This window comes from Bradyrhizobium sp. ISRA436 (assembly GCF_029910015.1).
Classification (GTDB): Bacteria; Pseudomonadota; Alphaproteobacteria; order Rhizobiales; family Xanthobacteraceae; genus Bradyrhizobium.
Genome location: NZ_CP094519.1, coordinates 3,950,441 through 3,970,846 on the forward strand (window position 1 = coordinate 3,950,441; position 20,406 = coordinate 3,970,846).

The window sequence follows — 20,406 nt, forward strand, 5'->3', positions numbered from 1 at the left end:
TTATTCCGTTCCTTCGGAGCGGAAGATCGCGATCGAGACCGCCTTGCCCTGCGAGATGTTGTAGCCCTCGATCCGCACCATCGCGTTGTAGCGCAGCCCGATCGCCTCGGCCCGCTGGACGAAGGAGCGCTCGGAGCGCTGTTCGACCAGCGCGAAGCGGCAGGCGCCCTGCGACAGGAAATCGGCGGCGCCCGATCCGTCGGTCAGAAGTGTCGACGTATCCGTCATGAACACGAGGCTCGGCTCGAGGAAACCTGCTGCTGCGGCTTTCGGGCCTACGCATGTGACGGTGCGAAGGGCGCGTGCCACCTCCTGACTCGGGAACGCCGTCGTGAGCTGCGGCAACACCACGCCGTAGGTGCCGGCCGCCATCAGCGCCGCGGCGATCACGGCGTTGAGCAGCGAGCGCTCGGCGCGGCTGTCCTCGAACAGCCGCCAGGCAACGAGGCCGAACACCATTGCGACCGCAAACAACGGCCAGGCGGGAAACACCGGCTGATGAATCGCCTTGATGGCCCCCACGATCACGAGCACCGAGCCGGCTGCGGGGATCGCAAACCACCAGGCCGAGCCGCGCAACAGCCAGGAGCGCGCCAGCACGCGCCGCTCCAGCGCGCCCGCGGTCAGGATCGCGATCGCCGGATAAAGCGGCAGCACGTAATGCGGCAGCTTGGTCAGAACAGCCTCGAACACGATCCAGGACGGGATCAACCAGGCCAGCAGAAACTGCGCGCCAGGCTCCCGCCGTGCGCGCCAGACCGCAGGCGCGGCCATTGCGGCAAGCGGCGCGCCGGGCCAGAACGTGATCCAGAACAGCAGAAGGTACAGTCCCGGCGGCGCGCCGTGGGATTCCTGCGCCCCGAGCTTGCTCAGCATGTCGCCGCCGACCGAGTCGGCAAAGAACGTTTCGCCGGCGCGCAGGAAGATCAGCACGAACCACGGCAGCACCAGCACCAGCAGCCACATCAGCCCCCAGACCGGGCGCATGCGCCCGAACCAGGCCACCGATCTGTCGAGGAAGGCGAGCACCGCCATTGCGAGCCCGACAAACATCAGGATCAGCGGCCCCTTGAGCAGGATGCCTCCCGCCAGCGCCGTCCAGAAGATCGCGGGCGGCCCCCACGACGGGTGCGCCGGGTCCTCGCCGCGCTGCCACGACAGATAAACCCGCGCCATCGCGCCCATCGCGGCTGTAACCGTGAACAGCAGCATCGCATCGGTCTTGGCGAGCCGCGCCTCGACCCCGAGCAGCACGCAGCTTGCCATCATCAATGCGGCCAGTACCGCACCCTGCCTGGTCACGAAGGCCAGCGCCGTCCAGTAGGTCAGGAGCACCGCGCCGATGGCGCCGATCAAGGATGGCAGGCGATAGACCCAGATGCGCACCTGAGCCCGCGGCACCCCGAGCGCGGATATCGTCTTCAGGGCCGCCGCCTGCATCCAGTAGATGCCAACGGGTTTCTTGTAACGGACGTCGTCCTGGAAGCGGATGTCGACGAAGTCGCCGCTCTCGACCATCTGCTTGGTCGCCTGGGCAAAGCGCACCTCGTCGCGGTCGATCGGCGGGATGGTAAAGAAGCCCGGCAGGAACAGCACCAGACAGGTCAGTGTCAGGAACAGGACCGAACGCCAATGGCTGGCCGTGGCGAACTCGAACGCCATGAACAACCTGCGGCTCGAATGCGCAGGTTTTACAGACTGTTGCCCTGCTCCGAAGCGCCGGGGTTGGAGGCCATCCACCATGGATTTCGCATACGATGAAACCGCAGCGCAAACAACTGTGCAGTTCCGCTTTCCCGCGCCATCATTGCACGCGAATCACAACGGTATCCGCGGCCCCCGTGGCATCGATCACGGTCAGGCGCGCGAAGCCCGGCCCGGGCGGATCGATCAGGCGCTGGCGGCGGCTGTCGATGTCCCCGGCTGAGACACCATTGACCAGCACCGTCAGCGGCAGCACGCCGCCGGCGACCTTCACCGGCATGGCCCCATAACGGCCGCCTTCGGAGTGGTCGACGGCGATGCGCGAGCCGTTTAGTGGAAACTGGATGTGCGGCGCCCGGTCATTGCCGCTGCGGACGAGCTCGCCGAGCGGGCGGAAACGTCGCAGCGGCGGCGGCAGCTTGGCATTGCTGGCAATCAGCACGCCCCGCGGCGGCTTCGGCAGCGCTGCCGGGATCCTACCGGTGCGCGCGAAGGCGTCGAACAGGATCGGCGCCGCGGCCGAGCGGCCGACCAGACCCGGTACCGGTGAACCATCGGGGCGGCCGACCCAGACGCCGATCGTGATGCGGCCGTCGAAGCCGACCGACCAGGCGTCGCGATAGCCGTAGCTGGTGCCGGTCTTGAACGCGATTCTGTTGTGCACGCCATTCTCCGGCGGCGGCGTACCGAGCAGGACATTGCCGACCTGCCAGGCCGCAGCCCGATCCATCAGCCGCATCGTGTCGCGCTCGTCCTTGGCCTGCATGATCTCGCGCAGCGGCTTTGTTGCGCCGAGCCGCGCCAGTCCGGAATAGAGCTGCGCGAGATCCTGCAGCGTCACGCCGACGCCGCCGAGGCCCATTGCGAGACCCGGCGCCTCGTCCTTGGGCAGCACCAGATTGGTTCCGGCCTGTCTCAACCGCGACGACAGCCGGCTGGCGCCGACCCGGTCGAGCAACGCGATCGCCGGCACGTTTAGCGAAAACTGCAGCGCCTTGCGCACCGGCACCGTGCCCTGAAACGTCATGTCGAAATTTTCCGGCGCATAGGTCCCGAAGCGGATCGGGCGATCCTCGATCAGGCTGTCCGGATGCACGAAGCCGTCCTCAAAGGCGAGGCCATAGATGAACGGCTTCAGCGTCGAGCCGGGCGAGCGCACCGCGCGGGTCATGTCGACCTGCCCTGCACGCCGCTCGTCGAAGTAATCGGGCGAGCCGACGCGCGCGAGCACGTCGCCGGTCTCATTGTCGACCGCGATGATCGCGACCGAGATGTCAGGTCCCAGCGCGATTGCGCGGTCGCGCGCCAACGCCTCGAGATTCTTCTGCAAGGGGGCATCCAGCGTCAGCTTGATGACGGGGGTATCCTTCATCGTCGCGATCGCCTGATCCGACGAATGCGGCGCCAGGATCGGGATCTGCTTGCGCATCTTCAACACCGGCACGGCCTTCGCCTGGGCGGCGTCCTCCTTCGACACCGCGCCCTCCTCGACCATGCGGTCGAGCACACGGTCGCGCGCAATGTGTGCCGCTTGCGGATAGCGGTCGAGCCGCCGCCGTTCGGGAGACTGCGGCAGCGCTACGAGCAGCGCGGCTTCGGCCAGCGAGAGCCGCTTCGGCTCCTTGCCGAAATAGGCGATCGAGGCCGCGCGCACGCCTTCGAGATTGCCGCCGAACGGCGCCAGCGCGAGGTAAAGGTTGAGAATCTGATCCTTGGAGAACTGCCGCTCCAGCTCCACCGCGCGCACCATCTGCCGCAGCTTGGCGTAGACCGAGCGTTGATGCCGTGGCTCCATCAGCCGCGCGAGCTGCATCGTGATGGTCGAACCGCCGGAGATGATCTGGCCGCGCGTGATGAGCTGCAACGCAGCGCGCGACAGCGCCAGCGGGTCGACGCCGTGATGCTCGTAGAAGCGCTTGTCCTCATAGGCGAACAGCAGCTTCAGGTAGCCCGGGTCGACGTCGGTCTTCGCGTCGACCGGCAGGCGCCAGCGTCCGTCGGCCATCGCATAGGCACGGAGCAGCTTGCCATTGCGGTCGACGACGGTGGTCGAGACCTGCTCGGCCTGCGCAATCGGCAGAGGCCCAAGCGAATGGACCCAGGCCGCGAAGGCGCCGGTCACGATGACGAGCACCGCGGCCAGCGCTGCAATGACGCGAAGCGTCCACCCTCTGCCAGCGTCATGCCCGGGCTTGCCCCCGGCATCCGCGTTTTTCGTTCCGCCAGGCAAGTCCGCGGATCCCCGGGTCAAGCCCGGGGATGACGAGAAGGGTCCTGGGCATGCGTCTTCGCTCATCCCACCATCGCTCATTTCGCCGATGTCACCTCGACCGTTCCGGTGCCGCTGCGGCCGTAGCGTGAGGGATTGTACATGTCCTCGACGTAGGCCTGCGGCAGCACGTATTTGCCCGGCGACACCGCGCGCACGACATAGGCCACCGTGAACACCGACTTGTCGTTGGCGGCACGATCGATCGCCGCGGTGAAGCGGTCATCGCGGAATTCGGTGTTCTTGGCCTCGACGCCATCCTCGATCCAGTCGAGCGTGCCGGAATCGCCCGACGACACCAGATGCGGATTGTCGATCTCGAAACCGGCCGGGAGATAGTCGGCCACCATGATGTGCCCGAACTCCGGCTTGGCCTCGGTGACCTTCAGGACGACCGCGAAGCGGTCGTTCTGCCTGGCCTTGGTGACATCGGCCGGCTTGCCGTCGAGCGTGTAGTACGCGCGCTCGATCTTGAAGCCGTTGGAGGCCGCGGGCTCCGGCGTGACCGGCGAGCCCGACACCGAGATCACCGCCTGCACCGGCGCATCGCCGGTGTTGGTGATCTTGAGCGGCTGGCCCACCGTCTCCTCGGCCTTGTAGCTGCGATAGACCGCGGTCTTGACCGGCTGGCCGTTGATGTCGAGCGCCAGCGTCTCCTTCGCGAGCGCGCGCGCCGCCAGCACCATCCATGCATTCTCCTGCGTGGAGGTGTAGGGCGTCAGCCCCCGCGCCGCTTCCACCCGCAGCACGGCCTGCGTCAGCGTCGCGCGCGGCGCGTTGCCTTCGCCGGCGAGCGAGACCAGTGCTGCCGCATCGCGCAGCGCCGAGCCGTAGTCGACCCGGCCGAACTCGAGCACCGGCTTCGGATTCAGCGCGTCGAGCGCGGCACCATACACTCGCTCCGCGCGGGCCTTGTCGCCGACCAGCGCCAGCGCCGCGGCCAGCTGCGCCTTGGCGATCGGCGTCGCCAGATTGTTCAGCTTGGTGTCGGCCAGGTAGCGCAGGTCGCCGATCGGCGCGGCGCCATTGCGCGCGAGCACATAGAGGCCGTAGGCGAGATCACGACCGCCGTCCTTCTCGGGCTCGTTGGCGTTCACCACCGAGTTCCTGACACGGTCGAGCGCGCTCTTGAACAGCACGTCCGGCACCGCAAAACCCTTTTCGCGGGCGCGCGTCAGGAAATCAGTGACATAGGCATCGAGCCAGGCGTCGTCACCGCCTGCCGACCACAGACCGAACGAGCCGTTCGAGCCCTGACGCGCCAGCAGCCGATCGATCGCGTCGCGGATCCGCTGGTCGACGGCCGTGTCCATCGCGAGATGCGCGCCGGCGGCGAGATCGTTGACATAGAGCAGCGGCAGCGCGCGGCTCGTGATCTGCTCGGAGCAGCCATACGGATAGCGGTCGAGCGCCTTCAGGATCGTCGCGGCATCGAGCGCCGTCGAGAGGCTCGCCGAGATCGACACGCTGCCGGTGCCCGGGACGAGATCGGAGAACATGTCGGAGGTCAGCGTCAGGCTCTCGCCCTTCGCCAATGTCCGGATCGAGCGCCGCGCCAGCACTTGCGTTGCCGGCTTGACGTCGAGCGCATAATGCCGCGCCAGCGTCAGGCCGTTCGGCCCGGAGATATCGACGTCGAATTCAGCGCGCCCGGCACCGCCGGCCTCGAGCCCAAGCGACAGCGAAGAGCGCTGCCTGGCGGCGAGCTTCACGGTTGTGCTCGGGTTGCCCGAGACCTTCACGGGGCCCTGCGCCTTGACGCTGACGGCATAGTCGCCGGCTGCGCCTTCGACATTGTCGATGTCCATGCTCATGGTGCCCTTGTCGCCGGTGAGCAGGAAGCGCGGCAGCGTCGCGGTCAGCACCACGGGATCGCGCACGGTCACGTCGGTCGTCGCACGGCCGAGCTTGGTCGCGCTCCAGGCCACCGCCATCACCCGCGCAGTGCCGGCGAAATCGGGGATGTCGAAACTCACCTCCGCAGTGCCGTCGGGCCCGACCGTGACGATGCCGGAATAGAGCGCGAGCGGCTTCTGCGTCGGCGGCGCGCCCTGCAGCTCGGCGCCGCCGGCATCGCCGCCGGTCCTGATCTGGCCGCGGGTGCCCTGCATGCCGTCGATCAACTGGCCGTAGAGATCGCGGATTTCGGCGGTGAGGCGCCGCTGACCGAGATAGTAATCGTCCGGCGCCGGCGGCTTGTAATTGGTCAGGTTGAGAATGCCGACGTCGACCGCCGCGATCACCACCTTGGCATCCTCGCCCGGGCTGAGCCCGCCGAGCTTCACCGGGATATTGAGCGTCGAGCCTGGCCGCACCAGCGCGGGCGGCGACAGCTCGACGGCCAGCGTGCGGGCCTTCTTGTCGATCCCGAACCATTTCAACCCGATGGCGCGGCCCGGCATGCGCCCGGCCGCAACATCGAGCGGACGGCGCAGCGTCGTCATCACATAGGCGCCGGTGCCCCAATCCTTGCCGACCGGGATCTTGACCTTCCGGGTGCCTTCCTTGACGTCGACGCTTTGCGTGGTCAGCAGGCGGTCGCCGAGCACGTAGACCGAGAGCTTGCCGGCCGTGCGCGCATTCACCGACACCGTCATCGTATCGCCCGAGGCGTATTCCGGCTTGTCGATCGAGGTCTCCAGCAGATCCGGCGTGTCGGCGCTACCGTCGGAATACCAGCCGACGTCGAACTGCACCGAGGTAAGCGGGCCGTCGGCGCCAGTCGATTTCACGTCGAGCCGGTAGCGGCCAGGCTGCGGCTGGAACGTCAGCCGCATCGGCTTGTCGGCCGCAAGGTTGACGTCGCCGTCGGCGACGCGGCGGGTCGACTTGACCGGCTCGTATTCCCAGGACGAATTCTGCCGGTACCATTGGTAACGCGACTCCAGCTTCAACAACTCGTAGCGCAGCCCGTCGCGCGGCAACTGCTTGCCGTCGGGAGCGACGAACACGACGTCGAACTCAACCTTGTCGCCCTCCGCGACGCTCTTGTCGCCGAACAGCGGCTTGACGCCGATCAGCGAGGTCGCAGGCGCCACCGGCAGCACGATCTTGCGCTCGACCGCGCGGCCGCCGGTCTCCGCCATGCGGATGAAGATCTGAGCCTCCTGCGGCCGGGTCGAGGTCGGCGCCTTGTCGAGCTTCACCGGGAAGGTCGCCGCGCCGTTGGCATCGGCCTCCGGCAGGTCCTCGATCGGGGTCCGCTCGTTGCTCGCGGTCTCCTCGTCCTCGACACCGAACTGGTAGCCGGGATAGCCCGGCCGCCCGGAGGTTGCGGGCGCGACCAGCATGTCGCCTTCGAGCTGCAAGCCCGAGGCCGGCGCGCCATAGAGGAAATGGCCGCTCACTTGAAGTTCTACCGGAACTTCAGCCCTGATCATTTTGTCCTTGGCCGTGAGATCGAATTCGATCCGCTCGGGGATATAATCTTCGACCATGAAGGTGGTTTCGCCGACCGAATTGCCCTTGGGGTCGGTGAAGACGCGGACCCGCCAGGTTCCTGCCGGCACCGCCGAATTCAGCGGCACGGCCAGTGTCCGGCCGCCGGCGCCCTGGTCGGGCAGTAAGGCGCGGCGGAACTCGACGCCATCCGGCCGCTCGATCACCACGGTCAACGGCGTCCCGGTCAGGGCATTGCCCTGCCCATCGCGCAGCAGCGCGGTCAGATAGACCGTCTCGTTGGAGCGGTAGACACCACGCTCGGCGTAGACGAAGGCGTCGGCACCAGCGGGAATCGCGCGGCCCGCGACGCCGCGGTCGGTGAGGTCGAAGGCATTGGTCTTCAGGCTCAGGAAGGCATAGTCCGCCTTGTCGCTGGTGACCGTGAGCAGCGCCGGAGACAGGCCGCCCTCGCCGCGGGCCAATCCGGACTCGAACAGCACGTGGCCGGCCGCATCGGTCCTGCGGGTCGCCAGGATCTCGTTATTGCGGGCGACCAGCCTCACCTCGGCGTTGGCGACCGGATCGGTCGAGGCAAGCGAGCTGACGAAGACGTGGATACCGTCATTCCCGGAAAAGGCCGACAGGCCCATGTCGGAGACGATGAACCATTGCGTCGCCAGCGTGCCGTCCTCGTCGCTTCCCGGCCCCTTCGCGGCAGCGGTCATGACATAGACGCCCGGCTGCAGGTCGCCGAGTGCTTGGTCGACCGGAAATGCAGTGACCACGTCCTGGTTCAGCGTGGTGGCGGTCGCAAGCTCGCCGGACCAGACCTTGACGCCGCGCTGGTCGCCGAGATCGGAGAGCTGGTAGCGGCTCAGCGTGCTCTGGAAGTCGGAATCGATCACCGTGTTGATCAAGTTGCGGTCGCCGATCCGGAACACGTCGATCTTGACCGCCGGCGTGTTCACGCTGACCACCGGGATACCGCGCTGCCCGGTCCGCGGCAGCACATAGGCGCGTCCGGTGAAGCGCACGAACGGCTTGCGGTCGCGGACATAGATGTTGAACTCGGCGGATTTTGGCAGCGTCTCCTTGACCGTCGACGGCAGGCCAGCGCGCAGATTGATGTTGTAGCGCTCGCCGTGCTTCAGCCCGTCGACGCAGAGCTGCTTGCCTTCCGCTGACAGCGCCGGCTTATCGGTGCCGGCTTGCGCCAGGAACGGCGCGAAGTCGACGCGCTTCGCCAGTTCCTCGGAGAATTGGAAACAGGCCCGCGGCGACGCCGAATCGGAATCGACGGTATAATCGAGCAGCCGGAAGCCGTGCTCGTCGCGCATCTTCTCATATTGGCCGCGGATGTCGGCGACCTCGCGCAGGTCGAGCGACAGGCGGAGCGCATCCAGCGCCGGACGCCACAGCTTGCGCTCCGACAGCGCCTTGCCGAGCACGGCCAGCGCATCCGCCTCCTCGCCCGGATTGCCGGCGCGCTGATAGGCGATGTAGGCCGCGGTCGAGGCCCGCTCCATCAGGAAGGTTTGCTCGCTGGAGCTCGCCGAACGGATCTGGAAGATGGTCTTGGCCAGCCGCAGCCAGTTGGCCCCGTCCTCCGGCGTGGTCGCGGCGATCTGGCCCAGGATCTGCAAGCCGGAGCGGACATCATTGCGCCTGAACGCGGCGTCGGCATCGGTCCGCAGGGTCGCGGACGATTTGTTGACCGGCCCCGCCTCGCTCTTGATCTGGGCCTCCAGCTTGATCGCGGAATCGGCCAGGTCGTCGCGGGTGAAGGCCTTCTCCGCAGCCTGGGCGACACCCAGGCCAACGCCAAGCGCCAGCGCGGCGCAAACTGCGGCGGCACGAACCAAACCGATCATGATGGAGCTCCTGAAGGGCCCGCGGACAAGCACCGCACGGGGCCAAAAAGTGCGCGAAAAGGTGACGGAGTAAAGGCGCCGAAATGACCGAACAAAACCGTCGCAAACTGCATTTCCAGCCGTCCTTTGACCAGCCCCGGCGGCCGGATCCTGCCGGCACGGGGGGCTGGGCCAGCGAACCGGGCGGCCCCCTGCCCGCCTTTGTCGCCCGACCACAAAAATCGGTTCGGACGGACTTGGCGGAAAAGCGGATTTTTCATATTGGCGGTGCTAGAAGACGGCCACGGTCCCGTAGCTCAACTGGATAGAGTAGCGGATTTCTACTCCGCGGGTTGCAGGTTCGAATCCTGCCGGGATCGCCAACGCTTTCAGGTCCGTTCCGGACACATGGGTTACGTTTCATTCCGAGGACATAGGTAACAGTTTTGGTCCGAAGGGATTTGCAAGGGGTTCGAGCCTGCAAGTCTCGTCGTCGAAGTAGCCGAGATCATATTCCATGAAGCTGACGAGCCAAATGCGGTCGTCGGTTTGCTTGATGCCGACGGTCTGGCCGGCGAAGACCTGACTGAGATTGATCTTCTGGTTATTGAAGCAGATGCGGCCGCAAGTGGTGACGGTGGCGGCCTTATCGTGAAGCGGATAGTCGAGGTCGGGCAAGCCGCGATATGGCCGGGACGAGGGCTGATAGCGCTCGGCTGGACACTGCATGTTGAGTGCCTGGTGTGGCCGCTCGTTGTTGTAGCCGTCGATGAAGTCATCGAACCTGGCCTGCTGCTGCAGGAAGTTTTGCGCGGCCGGCTTGGTGGCCTCCAGCTTCAAGGTCAGATGCATGCGCTCATGGCGGCCGTTCTGCTGCGGGTTGCCGGGCTTGATCCGCTTGATTTCGATACCGAGCCTGAGCCACCAGACCGACAGCCTGCTTAAACCGAACAAAGCATTGGGACTGGCAAACGGAACGCCGTTGTCGGTGCGGATGGCTCGCGGCAGGCCGAACTCCTTGAAGACGCTCTCGACCACCGGGAAAGCATAGACTTCCTTGGTGGTAGAGAGGGCTTCGCAGGCAATGAGATAGCGGCTGGCGAAGTCGGTGATGGTCAAGGGATAGCAGTATCGCCGGTCGGCAAGCATGAACTCGCCTTTGTAATCGGCGCACCACAGCTCGTTCGGCTGGGCCGGCCAAGAGAGTGCTGTGCCCTCAGCCCTGTTGCGTCGTCGGGTTCGGCGCTTGACCAGGCCATGGCGATCGAGCACCGCATGCACCGTGCTGATCGCGGGCGTGTGGACATCCGGATAGAGCCGGGCCAGTCGCTCCCTGATCTTTGGGGCGCCCCAGCTCGGCTTGTCCTGCTTCAGGCGTACGATCAGCGTTTCGATCTGGTCCGGAAGCTGATTGGCGTGGCGGTATGGCCGGCGTGAGCGATCGGTGAGGCCGTCGAGCCCGGTCTTGTTGTAGCGCGTGAGGATCTTGTAGCCGGTCTTGCGGGAGATGCCGAACTCGCGGCAAAGCCCCGCCATCTGCTCGCCATCCAAAAGTCTGGCAATGAACTTCAGTCGTTCGTCCATGGGTTTACACACCTTCCAGGGCATCTTGCGCTCCCCGCAAAAGGCCCGATTGTGTAACCCATGTCTCCGGAATGAACTGTCACCCCTCTCTCAGGAAGGGCACAACGCAATGTGCGTCGAAAATCCCGCGTCTCATCGAGTGTTGCGGAAACCCCTTTAATTTCAGGCTTTCTCGTTTAGTCCCGCTGAGCCGGTCGTACACGGATGATCCACGGCGCTTCCGCGTTTGTTCTCAATTACCGTGCTGGTCGCGCTGGCCATTGGCGTTGCTATGTGGCTGACGACGGGGCCGCCGAAGCCAGGCTTCAATTCGCCCGAGCACATTGCCAGCAGGCGATAAAAAACCCGCCGGCGTGAACCGGCGGGTGGTCTCTCGATCGGAATTAGAATCCTACCAAGGAACGTATGAATAGCCATACCCTGGCACGGCATAGGCTCCGCAGTTGTAGTAGGCCCCATAGCCAGGCTCAGGGCAGCCCCGATAGTACGGCCCCGGATAATACGCCGGCGCATACCCATCGTAGTAATCGTAGTCTGGCCCCCAAGCATATGCGGACGAAGCGAGACCTCCGATCACGGCTCCCGCGATCAATCCGCCAGCGATGGCGGGGCCAAATCCGCGGTGCCAACCACCTCCCGCGAAGCCACCATGGAAACCGCCTCCATGAAAGCCGAATCCGCCGCGCGCAGAAGCCACCGTCGGCGCCCCGCCTATGGCTGCAGCGACTAGGGATAGAAACACTTTTCTGAACATCGGAAACCCTCCCTGGGTTCAGGGAACACGTGAACGGAAACGCCACATAATCCGCTTGGTTGCTCGCAATGTGCGCCATCTGCCTTTGGCACAGGCGGTGCAGTACGTTCGCTGCTGGGGATTTCAGCGTCCGTCGGTATTTGTGAGACCGGCGGCGTCTTTTCTTGGGACGGTATCGCCGAGGCTCTAGGCGAATTGCCCCCGAAGTTCCCCTGATGGCTCCCACCCGCAAGGTCAATTAGGAGCCTGCGAGCCATGAGAACGCGGTTGTCGACCTCCTCGTCCCGATCGCGCCATTCACCGTCATGGCTCCAACTGATGGCCGTGGATTTAGACGGCCACTGCCGATCACGCTGGCGCGGGCGACGATCCCTTATGTGACCGCGCCTTAGTCGCAGACCGCACTAAGCATTCGCGGGGCAAATAGCTCCCATCGACCAGGTATGCCTTTCAGTTCATGGGAGCCGCGCTCCGAGAACTTCAAACCAGCCCCGGCGACCAGATCGGTTACGACTCTCGATGCTAGAACTCCGTTAGGTTGGCATCGGGCCATCACACGCGCGGCGGTATGGACTGCTATGCCACCAATATCTTGACCCCTGCGCTCGATCTCGCCGGTATGAAGACCGGCTCGCAGCCGCAGGCCAAGTCGATGCGCCGCCGCTGTAAACGCCATCGCGCATTTCACTGCGCGCCCGGCCCATCAAATGTCGCCAGAATCCATCACCGCTAGACTTAACGAGATTGCCGCGATGCTTTTCTACGATTGCTTCGCTAGCGTGCTTGTCGAGCAAGCGACGTCAAGTCAAATCGCCCATATCGGAAGCGCTGCGGGTCGAGTCCACGATATCGGTGAAAAGAACAGTGGCCAATACTCGCTCAAGGTCGTTTGACCGCTTCTCGCGATGTCCCGTGACGAATTGCTCGATATCTCCAAGAAACGCTTCGGCGTCACCAAACCAAAAGGCATGCCCTCCATCCTCAGGATAGATCTGATATCGAGATCTATGTTCATCAGCGAAAGTGCCTTGTAGGCGCCGGGAGCGGCTGAAAGCCTCTCGAATTTGGCACACTGTGCAACCAATTCGGGTGTGTGGCTTTGTGCAGGAACTATGCGCGCCAGTATTGCTCCCTCGCCCCACAACGAGGACCGCTTTGAAAGAATACCCAAGACACGTCGTGTCCTTAAGTGTCGGGAACTTAGGGGCCGATTTCGGAGTTTCTATGAGTTTCCATCTGGAGGAGTGCCATGCGGAGAACGATTCTGGCCTTGACAGTCATTTTTTTGGCGCCGACGGCAGTGATGGCGTTGACGGCCGGCCGAGAGCAGGTCGGAGATCCTGAATTGGGAGCTGCTGGGGCTGCTATCCAAAAGCGCCAAATCGCTCCCGGCGATGTCGCCGGAAGCGGCCACGGAGGCTTCTCAGGAGGCAATGTGATCCTCGCCAAGGGCGACAAGTCTGGAACCGGTCCTGGTCGTGGCGGCCACAAGGGCGCCCACAAGGCTGAGCACAAGGGCGGCCAGAAGCATGATAAATCCTGAGCGTGTCTTTTAGGTCGTTTGTATTTTTGCGCAGCCACAAGCTTCGCGCGGCCCGCAAACCACCTGACCGACGAGAGGGCGCTCCGGCTTGTCGTCTCTCGCCGTCGCCAATATTGCGGTCTAGGGTTCTCTTAACCACGAGTGGGGGACTTCCCCCGAGATAGCGAACCGATCGCTCCCCATTCGCATTGTACCGGACCATGCGTACCGCGCGTCATTTGGTCGTCCTTGCGGCGTGTGGCGCAGCCGGCTTCGCTGCGCCGGTGGGAATCGCCGTTGCACAGCAGGTACCGGCCGGAACGCTTGAGTGTCGTGGTGGCCCCGACACCGGGTTCGTTCTGGGCTCGGTGACCAATCTCAATTGCGTGCTGCATGTCGATAGCTCGCCGGATAGTCGCTACGTCGCAGCCATTCAGAATTTCGAAGTCTTCATCGGCGAAAGGGACGTCGCACTGAATTGGAAGGTGATGGCGCCCGTGCCATGGCTCGGGATCGACGATCTCGTCGGCACTTACACGCACGCCGGCGACGCCGGCACCAACGTTCTGGTCGGCGGCGCAAATGCCACGATCACATTGCGTCCGTTGACCGAGCGGAATGAAGCCTCAGCACCGCCCGCGAACATCGAAAACCTGGAGATTCGACCGATGGATCGAGGATCCTGATCGCCGCCCCGCGCTATCGGCCTCGTGGCGAAAGGCGAGGCCCGTGCCGGCTTCATCACCAACACGGCCGGCTATGCCAACGAGCCGACTATTCTACATTCCGTGGCTCTCAAATACCTTCCGGCAGCTTCTGCTCAACCTCGTTCGGTGTTGCTGCAAGCACTGTTGAACCGCGTTGTCATCGGCGAGATCCTTGCGGCAAAATCGCTGTGCATCTCGCCTGCACGCCTGCTGCTCCTGTGGTGATCCCATGTGCCCCTGAGCCCAGGACGATGACGTCCCAATCAGCAACGCAACAGCGGCGAGCATTAGCTGGCGCATCGACCTTCTCCCTTGGTCCGTGACACAACACTTCCGAACGCGGGATAAGGCGCGAACCTATCGCGCGGTTCCCTCGGTTGGGCGAGGAATCGACCCACCGGACGAACGCAGGCTCGTCGCGCTGTACCGCGACCGATCACCGAGCGTCCGAAGAGCGCTCCCGTCGCGTATAGCTTGGAGATGCTTGGGCGCGCAGCAATCGCATCGCGCTTGATCTGGTTGGTCTCAGCGCTTCCGGATGGAAATACTTCAGAGAAGATGGGCCCTTGCACTCGACCGAGCGAGGTAATCCCGTTTCCCCAATTGCGGACCCATTGGACTGGCCGTCTAATCGCGCGGCGAGCAAAGCTGGCGTGAGCCTCCCCGGCTTATCCGGCCCTCGGAAGCGGGCCACCTACTTCGGAAGCACAGGCGGGTGGCCCGCGAGGGCGCCCCCCGCTCGCGTCCCAGATTCTGACCGGCGCGCGGGACGATTGCCTTCAGGGTTGGGGAATGCAGTAACCCATCCCGCCAATAGGCCCCTTGATGTCCCAGTTTAAAGTTCGGCCGCACGTCGGCGCAGCGCTTACCGCAGACAGAGTAGACGAGCCGCGGCTCGATATCGGAGAGCCGCAGATCGTTGCTCCAGCGGTCCGCCATGAGTGCGATCGAGTGGCTGCACGCGTAATCCGAACAGAAGACCAGCACTCCGCGCACGCCTGCCGTGTGCATCTCGCCGACGGTGATCTTTTGAGGGCGCCTCATACCCAATGATCGCTCCGATAGCGCGCGGCGAGAAGCCGCCAGCAATCGCGGCGATGATGCTCCGGCAAACAAGGGATTGGTCAAGGCGCGACGAACGTTGTTTCATTGGGCTGAGCAAGCATTGATAGGGCAGCCTGCTCTTCGGCAAGGCGCTGATCGATGAAGTGGCGTTCGACGTCCGAGAGTCGGGTCTGGAGCAAGCCGCGATAGCGCGCGATGTTATTTTCGTGCGCGCGTTGGCGAGCCAATTTCTCATCAGTCATATCGCCGCAAGCGCTTGTTTTCATCACTTCCCCCAACGCAACGTAGAGCTGGACTGAAAGGCGGTAAACATTCCGGCGGGGCTGGTGAACAGCCTCGACGTGACCGGGACACCCCGGTCAAGAGCACCGGAAGCCGTCCACCATCCCATGGGCGCTGTGTACGAGCAGCAAGCACTGTACGCGGAAAAGCGGCAATGGGAGATGTGATTTCGGGATACCCCGTTCGGGCGGGTTCATGGCGGAAATCTTCGTGGTCCGCGGCGCGACGAGATGGCTACGCTTGAATGTACGGTCGTGGAAGTCCACCCAGCCCAGGAGCTGCGAGCCGTCATGTCCAATTCTGAACGACAACGCAGACTACCGAACTGCTTAAGGGGCTACTCCCGCCCTGGTGCACAGCGGGCCAAGGATCGTTACGAAAATCGGACGAATGATCAAACGTTTGCCGACACATGTTGCTGACATCAGGGAGAACCCGCGATGGCTGCCGATGTTTGCGCTCGGACGCGTGCCGCGGCTCGTCTTCGAATTCAGTTTCGGCGTCAGCGGAAGCTGCACCGCCGTTTTCATGGCGAGCCGGTCGTTCACTAACATTCGGGGAAGACACGAGGGCCAGGCGCATCCGACGCTGCGGAGGATCGCGGCGAAGTCAGCAAGAACGGAAACAGCGTTTCCGCCCGCCGGGCTCGTGGCGACTGACTATCCTCCTCGCCCAACCATGGACGAAGCCCGGTCAAGCCATTGGCGCGTCGCCTCGTCGCTCCAGCCAGGCACCGCGAAGCGCGGCCTCGGGGCTGCGGCCGCGGGCGGATGCGTAGACACAGGCTGGCGGGCGCGGGCGTGACGCACCGGTGCGGCGCTCGCGGACGCGCACAGGATGAGCAGCAGACCAAGAGCCAGAACAGAACGCATCGCATTTGCTCCTGACGACCCGTGACGATGACGTGCGAGATTATCACCTTCCCCGAAGCCGCAGACCTTGAGCGCGTCGATCACGTGGTCCTCCCGCAGCCGCGCGTCAGGACCGCGACCTCGCTTCGACGTAACGCTTGAAATTGTTCAGGATGGCCTGCCAGCCGCCGCGCTGCTGCTCGAGCGAATGGGTGTCCTCGCTGTCGAACGCAACCTGCACCTTGACGTCGCTGCCCTCCGGCGTGAATGCAATCTGCGCGGTACGGTCGCCGAAAGAATATTCGAGCAGCCGGGGCGCCTCCACCTTGGTGTAGGTGCCGGCGAAATCAAATCCCATGCTGCCGTTCTTGGCCTCCATCCGCGACGAGAAGGCACCGCCCACGCGCAAGTCGACGGTCGCCGCGGTGGTGTGCCAATCGTCGGAGGCAGCGTTCCACTGCTTGATGTCGTCAGGCGTCGTATAGGCCCGCCAGACTCGGCGATCGGTGCGGCAACGGTCGTTTCGACGGCGATCTTCACTTGCTTGTCCTCATGATTTGCGGATTTGCCCGGCCGGTGCGCCGGAACCGCGCCAATCTGCGACGTTCCCTCTGATCCACAAAATGCGCCCGACTGCCCCTCCGCCAGCCGGCGGCCGACACAACAATTTCGTCAGGAATGGCCGTGTAAGGATAATGCCGTTGCAAGCCTTGGACGGCCAGAGCCGCGGCCGCCCGAACGACCGCGAGAGAACCCCATGCGGAACCTGAACACCGTCCTGAGCAAGCTGAACGATCGACTGCTGCGGCTGGAGGGCGAGCTGTTCGTCCTGCGGTCGATCGCCAGAGCCTCGCTGACGGCCGGAGATGAATCCGCCGCCCGCACCCGCAAGCTGCTGGAGGGCGCCAAGCTGGCGCTTGCCGATGAAGCCGAGCGGCCGCTCGACAGCGCGACGAGCAAGTACGTTGCGGCCGCCATCGCCATGGTCGATGAGCTGCTCGAGCATCCCCGCGAGGCGGCGCCCCTGTTCAGGGTGATCGACGGCGGCAAGCGGGATGAATAGCTTCCGCACGATCACGAAGTCGGCATCGATCCTGCGCGACGCAACGGCGAAAAATTAACCGGGCCTTAAGCGATGCATCACACTTTTCAGAAAGGACAATCCTTTCGTTGAGAAGCCCAAATTATGCTAGTCGTTTTGGAAGTGCGAGACAGCTTGAACCAGTTGCTTCCCAATTATGGCTTTACCCTCGACCCCTGTGAATTCGACGATTACACGGATATTGCGAGGATCATTCTCCAGACCGTGCGCGATGGCGACTGGCGAGCTCACAAAGTTCAATTTTCGATCGGCGGGCGATCGGTTGGGACTGCGACCTACCAGTCCGGCGAGGCCGCGTAAGCGGCAGCGCGCGACCTGAAAGCCACTTCGAGAGCCATCTTGAAGTTCTATGGTGCACGCCGAATCGCCGCGTCATACCCCTCGATCGTTGCCTTCGCCCTGATTGCGATGTCCGTGGCCGTCATGCCCGGCTTGTAGAGACTGCTGCCGAGACCGAAGGCACGGATGCCGGCCTTCACATAGTCAGCAAAATTCTGGTCGGAGACGCCGCCGACCGCTGCGATCATCAGGTTCGGCGGCAGCACCGCGCGGATCGCGGTGATGCCGGCCGCCCCGAGCACGCTCGCCGGAAAGAACTTCAGGCTCGACGCTTCCGCCTTCGCCGCCAGCAGCGCCTCGGTCGGCGAGAACACGCCGGGCATGGTGACCATTGCGCGCTCGCGAGCGCGCGCCAGCACGTCGACATCGACGTTCGGAGAGACGATCAGCCGGCCGCCGACATCATGGAGACGGTCGACCTCCGCGGCCGTCAACACGGTGCCCGCGCCGATCAGGACATCGGCCGGCGCACGCTTCACGGCGACCTCGATCGAGCGGAACGGCTCCGGCGAATTCAGCGGAATCTCGATTGCTGTCATGCCCGCCTCGATCAGCGCGCTCACGATACCATCGGCCTCGTCCGGCTTGATGCCGCGCAGGATCGCGACCAGCGGACGCTTCATCGGCGGAAACGGGATACTCATTGCGTTGTCCTTCAGCTCTTCCATATTGCCGCCGCGGCCCTCGACAGGCCGCGACGGACCGCCTCTTCCGCATCGACAAAGCGGAGCGGAATCGAAAGGGTTTCGAGCGCCATCTGATAGAGCCGCTGAAGCCGCCCCGAGGCAATCAGCATGACCGGGGTTTCGCGCGGACGTTCTGCTAGACCGGCCGCCAGCTCGAGGCCGATCAATGTGCCCGAGATCGTCTCGCGCGCAGCCGAGGCACTGCCACCGAACAGAAGCTGTCGCGATCGCACGCGGAACAGCAGGTTGGCCGCGAGCGCCGGCGCGTTGAACGCGTCGGTTACGGCCGCCCCGAACGCATCCTGGTCGACGGCCTCCCCGGCACCATTGACGGCGTGCGACAGGATCGTCTCGCGCGCGACCGCGCTGAACAGCTCTCCCGTCATGAATGTCGCAAAGCGTTCGACCGTTTCGCCGCGCATGCGCACCCATTTGGAATGCGTTCCCGGCATGCACACGACCGCCTCACCGGCCGCGTCGAAGCCAAGCGCCCCGAGCAACTGGGTCTCCTCGCCGCGCATCACGTCCGGTGCCGCGGTATCGCGCTGCGCGATCCCCGGCAGGATCCGGATGTCGCGCGCCTGGCCGCCGACCACGACGGCGTGATCGAGTACATCGGAAAGATGCGCGGGAGTGTCGATATAGCCGGCCTCGACCCAGCCCTGTCGCGCGCCAGCCATGCCGCAGATCACGACCGGCAGGTCGGCGGCCACGCCGAGTGCATCGAGATGCGATTGCAGCACCGACGCAAAGCCGGGCTTCGCCGCGGCCACCATGCCTTCGTCGCTACGGCGTTGATCCAGGGCGCGGCCGGAGCGATCCATCAGCCACAGCCGGAAACTGCTGGTGCCCCAATCGACGGCGACATATGCGGCACTAGTCATTTCGGCTCGGTTCCGGGCGTTTGCTGGGACGGATTCGAGGACGATGGGTAGCACGAAGGTGCGTGGCGTGAGAGTCCTGCGATCTGCGCCGCGACGGGCAACTCACATTTTGCTTCACGCGATTTGGCAAATGTCCAGCCCTCGCGGCAGAAATATTTCTGTTTATCAGAATTGCAACTCAGTGTATTGTTCGCACGTCTCACCTGCTTGAGGGGCGCTTCGCGATCGTCACGAGTGTTGGGTCGAGATGCGGTGGACGCCGCTGTCACGACTGACGAGCGTGGCAGATAGCGGACGGTGAAGTCGTGCAGGCCTGACGCCCTAGTTGTGAGCTTTCAGGAGGTTGTCCATCTGGTCTGAACCGAGGAAGCTGAGGCTGCGACGCTTCAGGGTTCCCCGGAGAGACCAGATGAACATCCACAAGAATGCGCCTTTGACGCCAAAAGGTCGAGCGGCGATGGCGCGGAGCGTGATCGAGAGCGGCCTGACGAAGGCCGCCGCCGCGCGCCAATTCAATGTTACGGCGAAGACAGTCGCCAAATGGGTCAAGCGCTTCCGCGCAGAAGGCGTCGATGGTTTGCAGGATCGGTCCTCACGGCCGCATTCCTTGCCAAGCCAAACCCCGGCCGCCACATGCGCCGCTGTCGAGACGTTCCGCCGGCAGCGCCACACCGGCAAGCAGATCGCGCGCGAGGTCGGGGTCTCAGCAGCAACCGTCAGCCGGATCCTGCGCCGGCTCGGTTTGAACCGGCTGGCTGCGCTGGAGCCGGCTGAGCCGATCCGGCGCTATGAGCGCCAGCATCCTGGTGAGCTGATCCACATCGACATCAAAAAGCTCGGCAAGTTCAATCGGATCGGCCATCGGATCACCGGCGATCGACGTGGGGCGAGCAACCTGCGTTCTCGCCGTCAAGGACCAGGTTGGGAATACGTCCATGTTTGCATCGACGATGCGTCGCGGATCGCCTTCAGCCAGGTCATGAAGAACGCGCGAAAGGGCTGTGCCGTCGCCTTCCTCAAGGCGGCGGTGGCCTACTACGTGAGCCTGGGCGTGAAGGTCGAGCGCGTCATGACCGACAACGGCGCGTGCTACAAATCCGCCGCCTTCCGAAAGGCATGTCAGCGCCTCGGCCTCAAGCACATCCGCACCAAGCCCTATACGCCCAAAACCAATGGCAAGGCCGAACGCTTCATTCAGACCAGCCTGCGAGAATGGGCCTACGCGCAGGCCTACAACACCTCAACAGAAAGAGCCGCGGAGCTGCCACGATGGCTTCACCGCTACAACTGGCATCGTCCTCATGGCAGTATCGGCTCAAAGCCGCCGATCAGCAGGCTCGGATTAACCGGGAACAACCTCTTGAGGCTCCGCGCCCTTCAGCGTACAGGACGTTGTGCAGGTGGTTACGTTGCCGTGGTCACACTT

At 64.2% G+C, this 20,406-nt stretch carries 12 protein-coding genes, 1 tRNA gene and 2 pseudogenes; 6 read left to right on the forward strand and 9 right to left on the reverse strand.

Annotated features, from left to right (window positions below; genetic code table 11):
* The 3 genes from MTX23_RS18730 to MTX23_RS18740 all read right to left on the reverse strand — a co-directional run bounded on the left by MTX23_RS18730 (position 1) and on the right by MTX23_RS18740 (position 9,225).
* The gene (locus MTX23_RS18730; RefSeq protein ID WP_280971690.1) at positions 1-1,662 is read right to left on the reverse strand and encodes a glycosyltransferase family 39 protein; all 1,662 of its coding nucleotides are present in this window, start codon (positions 1,660-1,662) and stop codon (positions 1-3) included.
* A 142-nt stretch (positions 1,663-1,804) separates the two neighbouring features.
* The gene (pbpC, locus tag MTX23_RS18735; RefSeq protein ID WP_280971691.1) at positions 1,805-4,000 is read right to left on the reverse strand and encodes a penicillin-binding protein 1C; all 2,196 of its coding nucleotides are present in this window, start codon (positions 3,998-4,000) and stop codon (positions 1,805-1,807) included.
* Between the two features lie 11 nt (positions 4,001-4,011).
* The gene (locus MTX23_RS18740; RefSeq protein WP_280971692.1) at positions 4,012-9,225 is read right to left on the reverse strand and encodes an alpha-2-macroglobulin; all 5,214 of its coding nucleotides are present in this window, start codon (positions 9,223-9,225) and stop codon (positions 4,012-4,014) included.
* Positions 9,226-9,510: 285 nt separating this feature from the next.
* On the opposite strand from MTX23_RS18740, the gene MTX23_RS18745 reads away from it, so the two are divergent.
* Positions 9,511-9,587 (forward strand) — tRNA-Arg (locus tag MTX23_RS18745).
* A 37-nt stretch (positions 9,588-9,624) separates the two neighbouring features.
* Here MTX23_RS18745 and MTX23_RS18750 read toward each other — a convergent pair.
* Positions 9,625-10,812, reverse strand: coding sequence for an IS481 family transposase (locus MTX23_RS18750; protein ID WP_280971693.1), 1,188 nt, complete (start codon positions 10,810-10,812; stop codon positions 9,625-9,627).
* Positions 10,813-12,791: 1,979 nt separating this feature from the next.
* Between MTX23_RS18750 and MTX23_RS18755 the strand changes: the two genes are divergently transcribed.
* Positions 12,792-13,085 (forward strand): hypothetical protein, encoded by a 294-nt coding sequence (locus tag MTX23_RS18755; protein ID WP_280971694.1) that lies wholly within the window; start codon positions 12,792-12,794, stop codon positions 13,083-13,085.
* 200 nt (positions 13,086-13,285) lie between these two features.
* Complete coding sequence (locus MTX23_RS18760) at positions 13,286-13,750, forward strand: DUF992 domain-containing protein (RefSeq protein WP_280971695.1); 465 nt, start codon at positions 13,286-13,288, stop codon at positions 13,748-13,750.
* Positions 13,751-13,843: 93 nt separating this feature from the next.
* On the opposite strand, the gene MTX23_RS18765 is transcribed toward MTX23_RS18760, so the two are convergent.
* The 3 genes and pseudogenes from MTX23_RS18765 to MTX23_RS18775 form a co-directional block, all read right to left on the reverse strand.
* Positions 13,844-14,071, reverse strand: coding sequence for a cysteine rich repeat-containing protein (locus MTX23_RS18765; RefSeq protein ID WP_280971696.1), 228 nt, complete (start codon positions 14,069-14,071; stop codon positions 13,844-13,846).
* Between the two features lie 824 nt (positions 14,072-14,895).
* Positions 14,896-15,102, reverse strand: coding sequence for a hypothetical protein (locus tag MTX23_RS18770; RefSeq protein ID WP_280971697.1), 207 nt, complete (start codon positions 15,100-15,102; stop codon positions 14,896-14,898).
* Positions 15,103-16,096: 994 nt separating this feature from the next.
* Positions 16,097-16,509 (reverse strand): annotated as a pseudogene (locus MTX23_RS18775) (SRPBCC family protein).
* Positions 16,510-16,726: 217 nt separating this feature from the next.
* On the opposite strand from MTX23_RS18775, the gene MTX23_RS18780 reads away from it, so the two are divergent.
* Both MTX23_RS18780 and MTX23_RS18785 read left to right on the forward strand, forming a co-directional pair.
* Positions 16,727-17,032, forward strand: coding sequence for a hypothetical protein (locus tag MTX23_RS18780; RefSeq protein WP_280971698.1), 306 nt, complete (start codon positions 16,727-16,729; stop codon positions 17,030-17,032).
* A gap of 153 nt (positions 17,033-17,185) precedes the next feature.
* Entirely contained in the window at positions 17,186-17,371 is a 186-nt protein-coding gene (locus MTX23_RS18785; RefSeq protein ID WP_280971700.1) for a hypothetical protein, read from the forward strand.
* A 47-nt stretch (positions 17,372-17,418) separates the two neighbouring features.
* On the opposite strand, the gene MTX23_RS18790 is transcribed toward MTX23_RS18785, so the two are convergent.
* The gene (locus MTX23_RS18790) at positions 17,419-18,054 is read right to left on the reverse strand and encodes a 2-dehydro-3-deoxy-6-phosphogalactonate aldolase (protein WP_280971701.1); all 636 of its coding nucleotides are present in this window, start codon (positions 18,052-18,054) and stop codon (positions 17,419-17,421) included.
* 11 nt (positions 18,055-18,065) lie between these two features.
* Positions 18,066-18,980, reverse strand: a complete 915-nt coding sequence (locus tag MTX23_RS18795; RefSeq protein ID WP_280971702.1) for a 2-dehydro-3-deoxygalactonokinase — start codon at positions 18,978-18,980, stop codon at positions 18,066-18,068.
* A 409-nt stretch (positions 18,981-19,389) separates the two neighbouring features.
* On the opposite strand from MTX23_RS18795, the pseudogene MTX23_RS18800 reads away from it, so the two are divergent.
* Positions 19,390-20,349: pseudogene (locus MTX23_RS18800) on the forward strand (IS481 family transposase); the annotation flags it as partial.
* Positions 20,350-20,406: the final 57 nt, after the last annotated feature.

Bases quoted from the DNA above. Each gene is read 5' to 3' on its own strand.
- MTX23_RS18730 (WP_280971690.1), bottom strand. From the start codon at position 1,662: ATGGCGTTCGAGTTCGCCACGGCCAGCCATTGGCGTTCGGTCCTGTTC.
- pbpC (WP_280971691.1), bottom strand. From the start codon at position 4,000: ATGAGCGAAGACGCATGCCCAGGACCCTTCTCGTCATCCCCGGGCTTG.
- MTX23_RS18740 (WP_280971692.1), bottom strand. From the start codon at position 9,225: ATGATCGGTTTGGTTCGTGCCGCCGCAGTTTGCGCCGCGCTGGCGCTT.
- MTX23_RS18750 (WP_280971693.1), bottom strand. From the start codon at position 10,812: ATGCCCTGGAAGGTGTGTAAACCCATGGACGAACGACTGAAGTTCATT.
- MTX23_RS18755 (WP_280971694.1), top strand. From the start codon at position 12,792: ATGCGGAGAACGATTCTGGCCTTGACAGTCATTTTTTTGGCGCCGACG.
- MTX23_RS18760 (WP_280971695.1), top strand. From the start codon at position 13,286: ATGCGTACCGCGCGTCATTTGGTCGTCCTTGCGGCGTGTGGCGCAGCC.
- MTX23_RS18765 (WP_280971696.1), bottom strand. From the start codon at position 14,071: ATGCGCCAGCTAATGCTCGCCGCTGTTGCGTTGCTGATTGGGACGTCA.
- MTX23_RS18770 (WP_280971697.1), bottom strand. From the start codon at position 15,102: ATGAAAACAAGCGCTTGCGGCGATATGACTGATGAGAAATTGGCTCGC.
- MTX23_RS18780 (WP_280971698.1), top strand. From the start codon at position 16,727: ATGCGGAACCTGAACACCGTCCTGAGCAAGCTGAACGATCGACTGCTG.
- MTX23_RS18790 (WP_280971701.1), bottom strand. From the start codon at position 18,054: ATGAGTATCCCGTTTCCGCCGATGAAGCGTCCGCTGGTCGCGATCCTG.
- MTX23_RS18795 (WP_280971702.1), bottom strand. From the start codon at position 18,980: ATGACTAGTGCCGCATATGTCGCCGTCGATTGGGGCACCAGCAGTTTC.